The sequence below is a fragment of the Brevundimonas sp. genome (genome assembly GCF_041648055.1).
In the GTDB taxonomy this organism is placed as follows: Bacteria; Pseudomonadota; Alphaproteobacteria; order Caulobacterales; family Caulobacteraceae; genus Brevundimonas.
On the sequence record NZ_JBAZPS010000004.1, the window covers coordinates 165,551 to 178,040 of the forward strand.

The following is a 12,490-nucleotide window of genomic DNA, read 5'->3' on the forward strand; positions in this document are numbered from 1 at the left end:
AATCTAGCGCAACCCCGCCCGCGCCTCATCGCCCCAGCCATACCCCTCGCCCCATTGCGCAACGGCCAGCGTCGCGTCCGCTCCGACCCCGCCCGGAAAGTCCATGGCCAGATCGCCCGCTGCATAGGTCCAGCTCTCGCCCTCCACGACCACCTCGCGCCGCACGGCCTCGCCCGCCAGCACCCGCACCCGGAACCGCAGCGGATCGGCTCCCGCCGCCTCGCCATCCCAGCGGTCGCCATCGATCCGCGACCGACCGCGCCAAACGACCCGCCGCCCTTCGCTCTCCGCAGCAAGCCTCAGATGCACCGGCCGCCACGGCCGCTCATGGAGCCCCGTCAGCGTCTGCATCACCTCGCTGACACCCGCCCCGCCCGCCGGTCCGCCCAACGGTCCGGCCCGCCAGATCAGCGGCAGCCCCCGCTCGCCACGCGGCGAGGCCACCCGCGCCAGTGCCTCATCCAGCATCACACAGATCGCTCCCGCCGATGCCCCCGCTTCCCTCGCAGCCTCCGTCCCCTGCTGCCCGCGCAACAGACCCGTCAGCCGCCACACCCCGCCATCATCCGGCGTGGCATTGCGAAATTGAACGATCTCCCAGCCCGCCTTCGTCTCGACGGCCACCGCGTTGGCCCCGCCCAGCACCGCCTGGTCCGACCGGCTCTCCGGGTCTCGCCCTTCCAGCCGCACCCGAACCTCGCCAATCTCATCCCAGCGCCACGGCTGCCCCGGTGCCAGGGCCTCGACCAGCACACCCACCGTCGCCGACGACCGCGCCTCGCCCCGAGCCGTCAGTGCATCGGCGCTCACCCCCGCAAACACCTGCATGACCCGCCACGGGTCCGCCGCCACCACGGCCAGCGCCCGTCCGTCGTTCTCCGCACCCGGCAAGGGCGGCAGCTCCAGCAGCCTCAGGAATGGCGCCCCCACCACCGACCCCGGCTCGCCCGGCCCCGGCACGGCATCGTCCTCGCCCGTCGCTACATCGACGACAGGCTCCAGCACGCCCGACGGCGTCTCGTCCTGATCCAGTCGCAGGACGCGCCACAGCCCCGCCCACCCCTCGACCTCGACCCGATCCCCCGGCTCCAACGTCAGCATCTCCAGCGGCCCCAGCGCGACCGTCAGCGACCGCCCGTCCGCGCCCGCCAGCACCCGCTCCGCCGCTGCCCGCGCCGTCGCCGCCGTGCACGCCGCCGGCAAGTCCAGATCGACACCACCGGCCTCGCCACCCGACCGCACGACCACCGCCCCGGTCTGATAATCCGCATTCCCGTCGATGAAACGTACGCGTGCCGCCCCCGGCTGCGCCTCCAGCCGACGGTCCGCCCGCACGCTGCTCCCCTCATCCGGCAAGGCCATCGCCTCTTCCGCCAACGTCAGATCGACCGCGCCCTCACCCAGCACCGCGACCTTCCCGCCCCGCTCCGCCGCCACCAGACCCAGCCCCGCCAGCAGCGGCTCCAGCGCATCGCGCGTCCGCATCGGCCGGTCGATCACATAACCCTGCACCTCGCCCGCGACCGGTCCGATCTCGAAACCACCCTCATCCAGACCACCCCGCTTCAGGATCGCCGCGATCAGGTCCCGCGTCTCCCCTGCCAGCCGCCCGTTCAGCCAGTGCCCCGTCCGCCACGCCCCCGCATCGGCCCAGACATCCGACCGCCCCGGAAACGCCGGATAAGGCCGCGCATCCCAGCACCAGGCATCCGCCGCCTCCAGCATCCGCCCCGCATACAAACTCGCAGCCGGATTGTTGTCGGGCTCCGCGTAGTGCGCCAGCACCGCCTCCAGCGCCCGGCGCTGCATCCGGTCGTCCCGCGCGCCCGTTGATCCAGACGGCAGAGCCGTTTCCGAACTCTTGGCATCCTGAAACAGGTTGGGCGCATTCGCCCCCCGGTCCACCGCCGCGCAGCCGAACTCCGTCAGCCGGATCGGCTTCATCCCCGGCACCCAGGCCGTCGGCGTCGCACTGCGCAACCCACCGGGCCGCTCATGATGCGCGTTCGACCACCACCCCTTCAGGTCCTTGGGCCGAAAGACCCAGTCCTCGGCGTGAGCCGTATCGACGATCGGCGTCCGCACCTGCGCCGCGCGATCAGTGTCCGAGGCATAGTACCAGTCGAACCCCTCCCCGCCCGCCACCTGCGCCGCCAGATAGTCGGCGTCGTCGGGCCCGGCCCAGGTCGCCGCATCCACCCCGCCGTCGCCTTCGCGCCAGTCGCCCAGCGGCGGATACCAGTCGATGCCGACGTAATCGATGTTGGCATCGGCCCACAGCGGATCGAGATGAAACCGCACCTCCCCACCCGTCTGCCGCCCGAAATATTCCGACCAGTCCGCCGCATAGCTGATCGCCACATCCGGCCCGACCACCGCCCGGCACTCCGCCGCCAGCGTCCTGAACTGTTCGACCGCCGGAAAGCCGCCGCCCGCATCCCGTGTCCAGGTCAGGCCCCGCATCTCCGACCCGATCAGCAGCCCGTCGGCCCCCGTTTCCGCCGCCAGCGCCGCATAGTGCAGCGCCATCCGACGCAGCCCCCAGCCGTCCGCCGTCCCGAACACCGCCGCCACATCCGCCGCCGCATTGGACCCGTCGCGCCCGCTGACCCGCCCGCGCCACGGATAGCCCTCGCAATCCATGAAGACGAAGGGATACAGCGTCACCGCCACCCCCCGCGCCTTCAGCGCCGCCACCGCCTGCCGCACGCTCTCGTCCGACGGCGTCCCCCCATAAGCAGGACCATATTCCTCCCCCATCGGGGGAGGGGGACCGCCGAAGGCGGTGGAGGGGGCCGGGGCCGGGGCACGGCTGATCAGATGCGCGCTCCCCCGATCCAGCCCTGCCACCGACCACCCCATCGGCTCCGTCGTCTTGTCCCGCCGCTCCACCCCCGGCTTCACGACACAGTGGCTGGCCCGCACATCCGTCCCGAACCACCCCACCACCAGGCTGACGCGCTTCAGATTCGGCACCTGCGCCAACAGCCGATCGATCGATACCAGCAGGTCCGCCCGCCCCTCGCCATTGTGCAGGTTCTCCGGCGTCGACCGCGTCAGCCCGTCGCGCCGCATGACCACATCGGTTGCCAGCACGAACTCACCGGCCCCGGGGATCAGGCACACCCCCTCCAGCCGATCCTCCAACCGGGGCTCGGCACCCCGCGCCCGCCGAAACACCTCGAAACTCAGCTGCGGCACCCGATTGCCGAACGGCCCCAGCGCCAGATCCTCAAACACCACATAGGCACAGCCGCGATAGGCGGGCGCGTCTCCTCCCTCTTCATGGGGGTGGAGGAAGGACACGTCGTGTCCTGACGACGGGCCCCAAGGGCCGGAGGGGGCGGGGGCCTGCCGCATCTCCACCGCCTCGATCAGCGGGTCCGGCACCTGATCCGCCCCACCCCGATGCACCCGCATCGTCACGCCCGACATATCCATCGGCTGGCCGTCGGCCCAGACGCGCCCGACCCCGTCAATCTCGCCCTCGCACAGCGCCACCGCAAAGCTCAGCGCATAGTCGTGTTCGACCGTCCGCGGGCCGCCCTTGCCCGCCGAGCGCGTCGTGCGCCCCTCCTGGAACCGCGCGGCCCAGATGACCTGACCCGTCACCCGCGCCCGCCCGAAGATGCAGGCCATCGGCGCACCCTCCGCCGTCCCCTGCACCCTCAGGGTCTCCAGCCTCGGCCCCCTCTGCCGCGCCGGCTCCAGGCTGGCGATCGCCCGCTGATCGATGGCCCGCCCCAGGGTCGAGCCGATGAACGCCCCGATCGGTCCCCCGACCGACTGCCCCACACTGGTCAGGATCACCTGCGCCATCAGCCCGCTCCCTGATTGTCATAGGCCGCCTGCGGCCACATGAACGCCGCAGCCAGCCGCTCGCGCCACCAGCGCCCCAGCCAGCTCTCGACTACCGCCCGCCCCCAATAGGCGTGGATGAACCTCGGCTCCGCCCCGTCCACGTCGCTCAGGATTCCGCAGTGCTTCACCGCACACCCCGGGGCCATCCGGAACAGCAGCACATCCCCCGGCCTGGCCCGCGCGACCGGTATCTCCACCAGCCACCGCCGCGCCGCCGCCAGCAGCGTCTCCTCACCCCCGACCTCGGCCCAGTCCGCCCGATACGCCGGCACCGGCTCCGGCTCCCCGCCCACCACCTCGCGCCACACCCCGCGCACCAGCCCCAGACAGTCCGCCCCGACCCCCTTCACGCTCGCCTGATGACGGTAGGGGGTTCCGAGCCAGGAACGGGCAACGCGAACGATTCCTTCTCCCTCCCCTTCATGGGGAGGGACAGACCGCGCAGCGGTCAGGGTGGGGTCCGAAAGTGCCGGAGCTCTCGTCTTCGTGCCCCACCCTGGCTTCGCTTCGCTTCGCCGTCCCTCCCCACTGTGGGGGAGGGAGAATGGTTCAGCCTCTCCCCTCACCGTCGGCTCCCCCCGTCGTTGCGCCCGCCCTCGACCGGTACCGCCGTCAGAAAGTCGTCGCCCGGCACATCGGGAAACCCTTGAAAGTTCACCCCATTGCCGAACACGCCCACACAGGTCGCAAACCGCTTATCACAGCCCCGACCCGGAAAGGCCGCCACATCGACCCGGCACCGTCCGTCGCCCAGCACGGCATCGCACTCGCGCCCATAGGTCCGCCCGACCACCCGCTCCAGCGCCGCCATCGGCCCGGCCACCTCGGCGACAAAACTCCCCCCTTCGCGCCGGATCGAGGCCAGCGTCCCGACCCACAACCGCACCCTCAATTCCGGCCGGGCCCAGTCCACCCGCCACAGCTCGACCACCGCACCGTCGAAGCGCCCCGCCTCGACATCCGCGTCGTTGATCGCCTCGTCATCCAGCCCGCCCGCCATCGACGCAGCTCCGGCTCCCAGTCCGACCTCGCTCTCCGCCACCCCGGCGGTCCAGCCGCTGGCCGCCCGGCACACCACGCCCTCGACGTCCAGATCGCGGTCATGGTCCGTGAACCCCAGCCTGATGCCATCCGCCCGCGTCAGCACCCAGGCATGACAAAGCCCCGCCGCCCCGCTCTCGATGCGGTCGGCCAGTTCGTTTGGTATCGATCTCATCTCGCCCCTCCATGAGGTTCTAGGGGCTAGGTTTTAGGGTCTAGGTTAGTCATCCGCTGGCGCGTCCCAGCGCTCGCTTCTCCCCTAGAACCTAACCCCTAGAACCTAGCCCCTTCCTCAAACCCGCACTTCGATCAGCGGTACCGCCGCCATCCGCCCGGCCTCGAAGCTCTCCAGCGTGACCTCGATCCGGTCCGCATCGAACCGGACCGGCACGTCGAACTCGAACCCCGCCGTCACCGCTGCCCCGACCGGCGGCGCAGCCGCCAGCGTCACCTCGCCCGTCGCCGCATCGACCGTGAACCCGCCGGCATCCAGCTCCACACCCGCCACCGCGACCCGCACCGTCCCCGCCACCGGCTTGCGCACGCGCCGCTCCAGCGCGTCCTCGCCCTCGCCCTCGCCGTAGCGTTTGATGAGGTCGAACCGCGTCCGCAAACCGTCCCCGGTCCCCAGCGCCTGATCGGCCGCCGACACCACCGCCCCCGGCGCGCACGACTTGAAGTCCGCGAAATCCCGGAACCGGAACCCGTACAGCCGCCCCCGCCGCGCCTCGAAGAACTCCGTCAGCGCCGCCATGTCATCCAGCGACCTCAGGTTCGCCCCGATCAGATACCGCCTGCGCCCCTGCGCCCACGGCGTCGAGCGCCGCTCGTAGCCAGACCCCAGCGTCACGATCTCGGTCCGCCGCTCCACTCCCCCCGTCGACCCGAAGGCCAGCCGCGCAGGCAGCCTGACGTCATGAAAACTCATGGAAAATCCTTGTGTTTGCGGTTGTCCACCGCACCGCTTTCCGCCAATCTGCCCACGACAGACCGAGGGTCGGCCGGGGGGCGCGCGTGCGGGGCGAAATTCTTCAGTTCGACGAGGCCTCGGGCGAAGGCCTGATCAGCGGCGACGACGGTCAGCGTTACCGTCTGTCCTTCCGTGACCTGATCCGCCCGGCGCGCCTGTTCGCAGGTCAGTCCGTCGACTTCCTGCCCCGCGACGGCTTCGCCACCGACGTGGTCGTTTTGCAGGCCGCCCCCGCATCGTCCGCCTATGCTTCGCCCCGCACCGAACGACAGGGCAAGCCCGAACACGGCCCCTGGGGCTACTTCATGAAATCCATGCGCCTGTATGTTGACGGCAACGGTCGCGCGCGTCGCTCAGAGTACTGGTGGTTCACCCTCTTCTACTGGGTCTTCCTGCTGATCCCGCTCGTGCCTGGCATGATCTTCATTGGCGTGGGCGGCGACACCTACAACGACGGCTTGACCGCTCTGGGCGGGCTCTTCTTCATCGCCGCTGGCATCGTCTGGCTGGCGCTGTTTCTACCGAATGTCTGCGTCATGATCCGCCGCTTCCACGATGTCGGCCTGACCGGCTGGCTCGTCCTGCTGGGCGTCATCCCCTACATCGGCGGCCTGATTACCTTCATCATCACCCTGTTGCCGTCCCAGAACTACCGGAACGTGCACGGACCCGTCCCCGGCGGCCACAGCCGCGAAACCGCCGAAGTCTTCGGCTGACTTTTTACATCAAGGACCACACCCATGCGCGGCGAAGTCATCAGCGTTGACAGTTTCTCGGGCGACGGCCTGATCACCGGAGAGGACGGCGGTCGCTACACCTTCTCTGCATCCAGCATCCGCGCCGCACTGCGCATCGGCGACAAGGTCGATTTCGTCGGCACCGACGGCGTCGCCACGGACATCATCGCCCTGACCAGCCAGCCCTCGGCGGCCCCCGCCGGCGGCTACGGCTACGCCGCGCCGGCTGCCACCGGTGCCTACGACTTCAAGACCGCCATGTTCCAGTTCGAGGGACGCCTGCGCCGGTCGCACTTCTGGATCACCTGGGCCATCCTCTTCGTCGCGGGCATTGTCCTCGGCTTCATCCCCATCCTGGGCACCCTCATCGGCCTGGCGCTCCTATGGCCCCAGACAGCCATGCAGGTGAAGCGCCTGCATGACATGGGACGCACCGGCTGGTGGGTGCTGGCCCCCTATGGTGCCAACCTCGTTATGATCATCGTCACCTTCGCCACCATGTTCGGCACCATCGCCATGAATGCTGAGGCGCTGGAGAACGAGGATCCCGCCGCCATCATGGCCCTGTTCGGCTCCTTCGGCCTGGTGGCCCTGATCTTCGTCGTCATCAACCTGGGCTGGCTGCTATGGCTCGGCATCGCCGACAGCCAGCCGGGCCGCAACAAATACGGCCCCAATCCCAAGAACCCCGTCGACGACACCGCCAACACCTTCGCCTGATCCGTTCTTGCGTTAGAGCCGTCGCGCGCCCAGCGCGACGGCCCTGGCCAGCATCTGGGCGATCTGCGCCTCGGACCTCAGCAGCCCCTGCGCCCCGCCGTCCACCCGCATGTTGATGGTGACTCCCGCGCCGCCCGCCGCCTCGATCGTTCCGGCACCCGTGGGCCGAAACACCTCCGGCCCGCGCTCCCCCACCAGATAGGCCCCGCCACCCAGCACGCTGCCGCCATCGGCCCGCGCGCCGCCGAATACCGCCCCGACCGCCTGGGCGATCGCCTCCCCCAGCCCCCCGCCGCGTCCACCGCCCGCTGCCGCATGCACCGCCGCCAGCACGGACCGCGCCAGCTCGGCCAGGGTGATCTCCCCGTCCGCCGCCGCCCGTGCCAGCGACCTTGTCAGGCTGTCCCCCGCCCGCCCGAACGCCTCCTCGATCGACGCCGCCGCCCGCTCCGCCGGCTCCCTCAGCGCCTCCAGCGCCGCCTGCGCCTCCGCCACCCTGCGCGGCACGGCGTCCAGGCCATCGGGATCGAACACGTCACTCATCCGGCCATCGCTCCGCCATCTGCTCAAATACCCCACGCCCCATCGGCCCGACCACGTCCGGTCGCTCCGTCAGCATCCGCCATTCCTTCAGCGACAGCCGCCAGAACGCTTGCGGCCCCGCGCCGAACCCCGCCGCCATCCGCATCATCTCCGGCCAGGGAGTCTCCTCCCCCTCCGGGGGAGGGGGACCATGCGCAGCATGGTGAAGGGGGCTACGCGTCACTCCGCCACCGCCGCAAACGCCCGCGCCACAGCCTGCGCCGCCTCGCGCGGATCGACCGCCGCATCGGCCAGCCCCTCGGCCAGTTCCCGCTCGCCTCCACCCCGCAACAGCGCCACCAGCACCACCAGCAGATCCCCCGCCGACAGCGCCCGCATCCGCTCGGCCAGCCCCGCCAGCCCGCTCACCTGCAAGCCCGTCTCGATCTCCGCCAGCGCCCCCAGCGTCAGGCACAGCCGGCGCGCTTCGCCCGCCAGCACCACCGACACCTCGCCGCGCATACCGTTCACCCCGCTCACAGGCTGGAGAACCCGATCTCGCCCGCGCTGGCCAGGCTGATCGCAAACGTCGCCTCGCCCTCGTGCTCGCCCGCATATTCCAGCGCCGAAACCAGGAACGGCCCCTCCAGCTGGCCAAAATCCGGCACGATCAGCCGCCACCGCTTCGCCTCCTGCGCAAAGAAGGCCTCGCGGATCAGGGCATCGGACGCCGCATCGCGGAATATCCCCTGCCCCGCCACCGCCGCTGACTTGACCCCGGCCCCGCCCAGCAGCTCGCGCCACCGCCCCGCGCTGTCGCCGTCCGTCGCATCCACCGTCCGGGCATTCAGCGAAATTGTCCGCGCCCTCAGCCCCGCCACCGTGGTGAACACCTCCGGTGCTCCCTCGATCTTCAGCAGCATGTCCTTGCCGCGTTGTACACTCATGGTTCCACCTCCTCCGTCACGGCCCGCACCCGCAGCACCGCATAGGTCCTCGCCCCGTCCGCCGCCGGGAACACGTCGGCGAAGGTGACGCCCAGGCTGACCGCCCGCACCGCGTCGGCCTCAACCCGCGCATCCGTCAGCCTCAGTCGCACCGCCGCCAGCACCGCCTTGGCCTCCTCGGTCCCGCGAAAGCGCGACACGACCGTCAGCGTCAGCCGATGCTCCACGCCCCCGCCGTCCGCCCCCACCGGCCGGCTCTCGCACCGTCCGATCAGCAGATGCGGCAACTCTGCGTCCAACGGCAGCGCATCCCAGATCCGCGCGGGATCCCCCAGCAGCGCCATCACCGCGACATCCTCCGCCAGATGCGCAATCAGCGCCTTCTGCAGCGCCAGCTCATGCCCGCTCATCGGCTGCGCTCCAGCATCAGGATCGCCCGGCCACCCACCGTCTCGGTCGCCTGGATGCGCCAGTCGGCCCCGCCGAACCTCAGCACCCGCCCGGCGATCAGCCGCGGGTCCGACCGCGTCTCCGCCGTCACCACCTCGACCGCCTGCAGCCCGCCCGGCTCGCTCCTCTCGCGCCGCCTCCGCGCCCCCAGCTTCAGCCAGGCGTGCCCCACCGGCTCATAGCTGACCGCGACCCCGCCATAGGGCGTGCGGGCCTCAACGGCCTCAAACACACTCGCCAAGACCCTCATATCCGCACCACCCGATACGGTGCGATCCAGACTTCGACCGGCGCGACCGCCATCTCCACCTCGCCCCGCTCATAGGCGCGCAAGGCCAGCATCAGGATCGCCAGCCGCAGCGGTGCCGGGCTGGTCGAGGTCAGGCTCAGCCCCACCTCCCCCTCCACCCGCGCCCGCGCCGCCGCGATCAATGTCTCGATCAGCCCGTCCTCCGCTTCGTGCTCGACGCGCAGGAACAGCTTCGCCTCCGTCAGGCTGACGGGTGCTGTCATGGGGATTCTCCGATGTTGGGGGAAAGGATGGCTTGGCCATCACCTCCCCATTTGCGCAGGCAAATGGGGAGGACAGGTCGGCGCTCTTCGCGTCGACCAGGAGGGGGCGGCTCCGGCGGCGGGGAATTCGCGACCCGCACGGTCGCCACCGCGCCGCCCCCTCCTGATCGCTCCGCGATCTGTCCTCCCCACGCGCCTTCGCGCGCGGGGAGGTGAACGTCAGCGACCTAGGTCGCCGCGAACTTCAGCACCTTGATCGCGTCGAAGTTCTGCACCCCGCCGCCGACCCGCTTGGTCGTGTAGAACAGCACATAGGGCTTGGCCGAATAGGGATCGCGCAGCACCCGCACGCCCGCGCGATCCACGATCAGATACCCCCGCTGGAAGTCCCCGAATGCGATGGAAAGCGAGTTCGCCGCGATGTCCGGCATGGTCTCGATCTCGGTCACCGCATAGCCCAGCAGCGACGCCGTCTCCCCGACCCGCGACGGCGGCGTCCAGATGTAGTTGCCGTCCACATCCTTGAACTTGCGCACCGCCGACACCGTGCGCCGGTTCATCACGAACCGCCCGTTCGGCCGGTACTGGGCCTTGGGCGTATAGATCAGGTCGATCAGCCGGTCGGTCGGATTGCTGGCCGCCGTCGTCGCCGTGAACGCACCCGCCGCCCCCGACGCCACATAGCCGATCTGGCCCCAGGTCTGGCTCGCATCGGCCACGGTCGTATAGCTCAGGAAGCCCTTGGGCTTGTTGACCCCGTCGCCGTTGACGAAGGCCTGGGTCTCCTGGGCCGCGAAGGCATCCTCGACCTCGGCGGCCAGCCATTCGTCCAGGTCGATCATGGCGTCGTCCAGCAGGGACTGGGTCGCCGCCGGGCTGGCGTAGAGGTCAGCCGAGGGGAACTCCAGCAACGCCAGGGTCGCCGGATCGGTCTCGGGCCTGGCCGCCGTCTCCGCCACCCAGCCGGACACTACGCCCGCCGTCGACACCGGCTTTCTGAACACGCCCGAGCCGACGGTCCGAACCGTCGAAATCTCGCGCATCGGCGAGCCCGCCATCAGGCGCCGCTCGATCGCCCGCTCCGTCTCCGGCGGCACGACATAGCCCGCCGAGTTCGACGCCGACGACAACCCCGCCTTCAGCTCCAGCCCGTAGCTCGCACCCGTTTTCAGATAGCCGTCGAACGCCGCTTTCGTCTCCTCCCCCCTTGTGGGGGAGGGGGACCACGAAGTGGTGGAGGGGGCCAGCCCCAGCTCCGGCCTGCGCCCCTCGCTCACCACCCGATCCAGCCGCGCCTGTGCCGCTCCCACCGCCGCATCGATCCGCGCCACCTTCTCCTCCAGCAGCACATCCGCCGACGCCTTCTTTTCGATCTCGTCCAGCCGGGCATCGTTCGCCCCTTTGAACGCCTCGAACGCCGCCATCATTTCGTGCATGGCTGCGCGAGCCTCGGGCGTACCCGAGACGGTCTTGGTCTCTTTCATGGTCTCTCCGGTTTTCAGGAACCGCGGTTTGCGGTTAGGGTCGGATGAATGAACACAGTCACCCGAAATCTTGTCGGTACGTTGCGACGGTCATGGCTCGGCCTTGTTGCCGTCTCTCTGGTGTTCCCGCTCGCTCTCGCTATCCAGGCCTTGTGGTTTCTGGACGCGCACTGGGCATCCGTGGCGGAAAACATCTTCACCTTGGGCGGCGTCGCCGCGACCTTCGCTGGCCTCGTAGGCGGCCTGATGGCATCGCTGCAGACGCAACCCAAACGACGTGGCCAAGGCACCTTCGAGCGAATTCACTCTCTTGCCGAACCCCCCAGGTCCGAAGTCCATATGCTGGCAGAACCGCCAGACGATCATCCGCCCCCGAACTGGATTTCGTCATTAGCGAGACGACTTCCCGAGCCCTTTTCGATGCTCGAACGTGGCGTGGCGGTAGCGACCTTGGCGGCCGTACTTTTCCTCACACACGCACCAGACAACTGGATCACATCGACGCTGGGGTCCTTCTGGCTCGACCCCCAGATCCGCGCCTCTGCCATCTTCGGGCTAATTGGCGTTGCCACCTTTCAGTCGTTCAGACTCATCTGCCAAAACCACATCAGCCGCATGCTTCGAAAGACGGCCTGAACAGCATTCTCGGCGACACCCAAACGTCCGCGACGTTTCCAGGAGAACTCCCGATGCGTCTAGCAATCCTCGGTGCCACCGCATTGCTTGCACTGGCTTCACCTACATTCGCGCAGACCCCGCCGCCTGCACCCGCCGCCTCCAACCCTGCGTACGCCCCCGACGTCGCCTCGATGGACGCCATCGTCGCCGCCCTCTACGCCAGCATTTCCGGCGACGCCGGTGTGGCCCGCGACTGGGACCGGTTCCGCCACCTGTTCCATCCGTCCGCCCGGCTGATGCCCACCGGCACGGACGCCCAGGGTCAGGGCAATCTGCGCCCCCTGACGCCCCAGGACTATGTCGATCGCGCCGGACCCGGCCTGGTCCGCGACGGCTTTCATGAGCAGGAAATCGCCCGCCGCACCGACCGCTATGGCCGCATCGCCCATCTGTTCTCCACCTATGACGCCCGGCGCGCCGCGACCGACGCCCGGCCCTTCATGCGCGGCATCAACTCCATCCAGCTGTTCGACGACGGCACCCGCTGGTGGATCGTCAGTGTCTACTGGCAGGCCGAGACCCCCGACCTGCCCGTGCCCGCCGACTATCTGCCAGAGGCGAACTGAG

The 12,490-nt window shown here is 69.7% G+C and carries 16 protein-coding genes; 4 read left to right on the forward strand and 12 right to left on the reverse strand.

Features of this window, described 5'->3' with window-relative positions:
* Positions 1-3: 3 nt before the first annotated feature.
* From WC585_RS10610 to WC585_RS10625, 4 genes are all read right to left on the reverse strand, one after another.
* The gene (locus WC585_RS10610; RefSeq protein WP_373257951.1) at positions 4-3,819 is read right to left on the reverse strand and encodes a glycoside hydrolase/phage tail family protein; all 3,816 of its coding nucleotides are present in this window, start codon (positions 3,817-3,819) and stop codon (positions 4-6) included.
* Positions 3,819-4,313: an NlpC/P60 family protein gene (locus WC585_RS10615; protein ID WP_373258022.1), complete on the reverse strand. Its 495-nt coding sequence runs from the start codon at positions 4,311-4,313 to the stop codon at positions 3,819-3,821. Before WC585_RS10615 ends, WC585_RS10610 begins: the two co-directional genes overlap by 1 nt.
* 110 nt (positions 4,314-4,423) lie before the next feature.
* Positions 4,424-5,077, reverse strand: coding sequence for a DUF2163 domain-containing protein (locus tag WC585_RS10620; protein WP_373257952.1), 654 nt, complete (start codon positions 5,075-5,077; stop codon positions 4,424-4,426).
* A gap of 117 nt (positions 5,078-5,194) precedes the next feature.
* Positions 5,195-5,830, reverse strand: coding sequence for a TIGR02217 family protein (locus WC585_RS10625; RefSeq protein ID WP_373257953.1), 636 nt, complete (start codon positions 5,828-5,830; stop codon positions 5,195-5,197).
* A gap of 86 nt (positions 5,831-5,916) precedes the next feature.
* On the opposite strand from WC585_RS10625, the gene WC585_RS10630 reads away from it, so the two are divergent.
* Together WC585_RS10630 and WC585_RS10635 are read left to right on the forward strand one after the other, a co-directional pair.
* Positions 5,917-6,588 carry a DUF805 domain-containing protein gene (locus WC585_RS10630; RefSeq protein ID WP_373257954.1) on the forward strand — a complete coding sequence of 224 codons (672 nt, stop codon included), beginning with the start codon at positions 5,917-5,919 and terminating at the stop codon, positions 6,586-6,588.
* A 24-nt stretch (positions 6,589-6,612) separates the two neighbouring features.
* Positions 6,613-7,329: a DUF805 domain-containing protein gene (locus tag WC585_RS10635; RefSeq protein WP_373257955.1), complete on the forward strand. Its 717-nt coding sequence runs from the start codon at positions 6,613-6,615 to the stop codon at positions 7,327-7,329.
* Positions 7,330-7,341: 12 nt separating this feature from the next.
* Here WC585_RS10635 and WC585_RS10640 read toward each other — a convergent pair whose 3' ends face one another.
* The 8 genes from WC585_RS10640 to WC585_RS10675 form a co-directional block, all read right to left on the reverse strand.
* Positions 7,342-7,872, reverse strand: coding sequence for a phage tail tape measure protein (locus WC585_RS10640; protein WP_373257956.1), 531 nt, complete (start codon positions 7,870-7,872; stop codon positions 7,342-7,344).
* Positions 7,865-8,095, reverse strand: coding sequence for a phage tail assembly chaperone (locus tag WC585_RS10645; protein WP_373257957.1), 231 nt, complete (start codon positions 8,093-8,095; stop codon positions 7,865-7,867). The genes WC585_RS10640 and WC585_RS10645 overlap by 8 nt, the downstream gene beginning before the upstream one ends.
* Positions 8,092-8,373 (reverse strand): GTA-gp10 family protein, encoded by a 282-nt coding sequence (locus WC585_RS10650; RefSeq protein ID WP_373258023.1) that lies wholly within the window; start codon positions 8,371-8,373, stop codon positions 8,092-8,094. Before WC585_RS10650 ends, WC585_RS10645 begins: the two co-directional genes overlap by 4 nt.
* Before the next feature lie 14 nt (positions 8,374-8,387).
* A complete protein-coding gene (locus WC585_RS10655) occupies positions 8,388-8,798 on the reverse strand; it encodes a phage major tail protein, TP901-1 family (RefSeq protein ID WP_373257958.1) in 411 nt (136 codons plus the stop codon).
* Positions 8,795-9,208 (reverse strand): DUF3168 domain-containing protein, encoded by a 414-nt coding sequence (locus tag WC585_RS10660; protein ID WP_373257959.1) that lies wholly within the window; start codon positions 9,206-9,208, stop codon positions 8,795-8,797. The genes WC585_RS10655 and WC585_RS10660 overlap by 4 nt, the downstream gene beginning before the upstream one ends.
* Complete coding sequence (locus WC585_RS10665) at positions 9,205-9,480, reverse strand: head-tail adaptor protein (protein ID WP_373257960.1); 276 nt, start codon at positions 9,478-9,480, stop codon at positions 9,205-9,207. The genes WC585_RS10660 and WC585_RS10665 overlap by 4 nt, the downstream gene beginning before the upstream one ends.
* A gap of 14 nt (positions 9,481-9,494) precedes the next feature.
* Positions 9,495-9,761, reverse strand: a complete 267-nt coding sequence (locus WC585_RS10670; protein WP_373257961.1) for a head-tail connector protein — start codon at positions 9,759-9,761, stop codon at positions 9,495-9,497.
* 227 nt (positions 9,762-9,988) lie between these two features.
* Positions 9,989-11,245, reverse strand: coding sequence for a phage major capsid protein (locus WC585_RS10675; protein ID WP_373257962.1), 1,257 nt, complete (start codon positions 11,243-11,245; stop codon positions 9,989-9,991).
* 48 nt (positions 11,246-11,293) lie between these two features.
* Between WC585_RS10675 and WC585_RS10680 the strand changes: the two genes are divergently transcribed.
* A complete protein-coding gene (locus WC585_RS10680) occupies positions 11,294-11,881 on the forward strand; it encodes a hypothetical protein (protein WP_373257963.1) in 588 nt (195 codons plus the stop codon).
* 53 nt (positions 11,882-11,934) lie between these two features.
* On the forward strand, positions 11,935-12,489 hold the full coding sequence (locus tag WC585_RS10685) for a hypothetical protein (protein ID WP_373257964.1): 555 nt from the start codon (positions 11,935-11,937) through the stop codon (positions 12,487-12,489).
* Position 12,490 lies beyond the last annotated feature (1 nt).

What these genes read in the sequence shown, in the direction of transcription:
- WC585_RS10610 (WP_373257951.1), bottom strand. Translation starts at nt 3,819, where the DNA reads ATGGCGCAGGTGATCCTGACCAGTGTGGGGCAGTCGGTCGGGGGACCG.
- WC585_RS10620 (WP_373257952.1), bottom strand. Translation starts at nt 5,077, where the DNA reads ATGAGATCGATACCAAACGAACTGGCCGACCGCATCGAGAGCGGGGCG.
- WC585_RS10625 (WP_373257953.1), bottom strand. Translation starts at nt 5,830, where the DNA reads ATGAGTTTTCATGACGTCAGGCTGCCTGCGCGGCTGGCCTTCGGGTCG.
- WC585_RS10635 (WP_373257955.1), top strand. Translation starts at nt 6,613, where the DNA reads ATGCGCGGCGAAGTCATCAGCGTTGACAGTTTCTCGGGCGACGGCCTG.
- WC585_RS10640 (WP_373257956.1), bottom strand. Translation starts at nt 7,872, where the DNA reads ATGAGTGACGTGTTCGATCCCGATGGCCTGGACGCCGTGCCGCGCAGG.
- WC585_RS10650 (WP_373258023.1), bottom strand. Translation starts at nt 8,373, where the DNA reads ATGCGCGGCGAGGTGTCGGTGGTGCTGGCGGGCGAAGCGCGCCGGCTG.
- WC585_RS10655 (WP_373257958.1), bottom strand. Translation starts at nt 8,798, where the DNA reads ATGAGTGTACAACGCGGCAAGGACATGCTGCTGAAGATCGAGGGAGCA.
- WC585_RS10660 (WP_373257959.1), bottom strand. Translation starts at nt 9,208, where the DNA reads ATGAGCGGGCATGAGCTGGCGCTGCAGAAGGCGCTGATTGCGCATCTG.
- WC585_RS10670 (WP_373257961.1), bottom strand. Translation starts at nt 9,761, where the DNA reads ATGACAGCACCCGTCAGCCTGACGGAGGCGAAGCTGTTCCTGCGCGTC.
- WC585_RS10675 (WP_373257962.1), bottom strand. Translation starts at nt 11,245, where the DNA reads ATGAAAGAGACCAAGACCGTCTCGGGTACGCCCGAGGCTCGCGCAGCC.
- WC585_RS10680 (WP_373257963.1), top strand. Translation starts at nt 11,294, where the DNA reads ATGAACACAGTCACCCGAAATCTTGTCGGTACGTTGCGACGGTCATGG.
- WC585_RS10685 (WP_373257964.1), top strand. Translation starts at nt 11,935, where the DNA reads ATGCGTCTAGCAATCCTCGGTGCCACCGCATTGCTTGCACTGGCTTCA.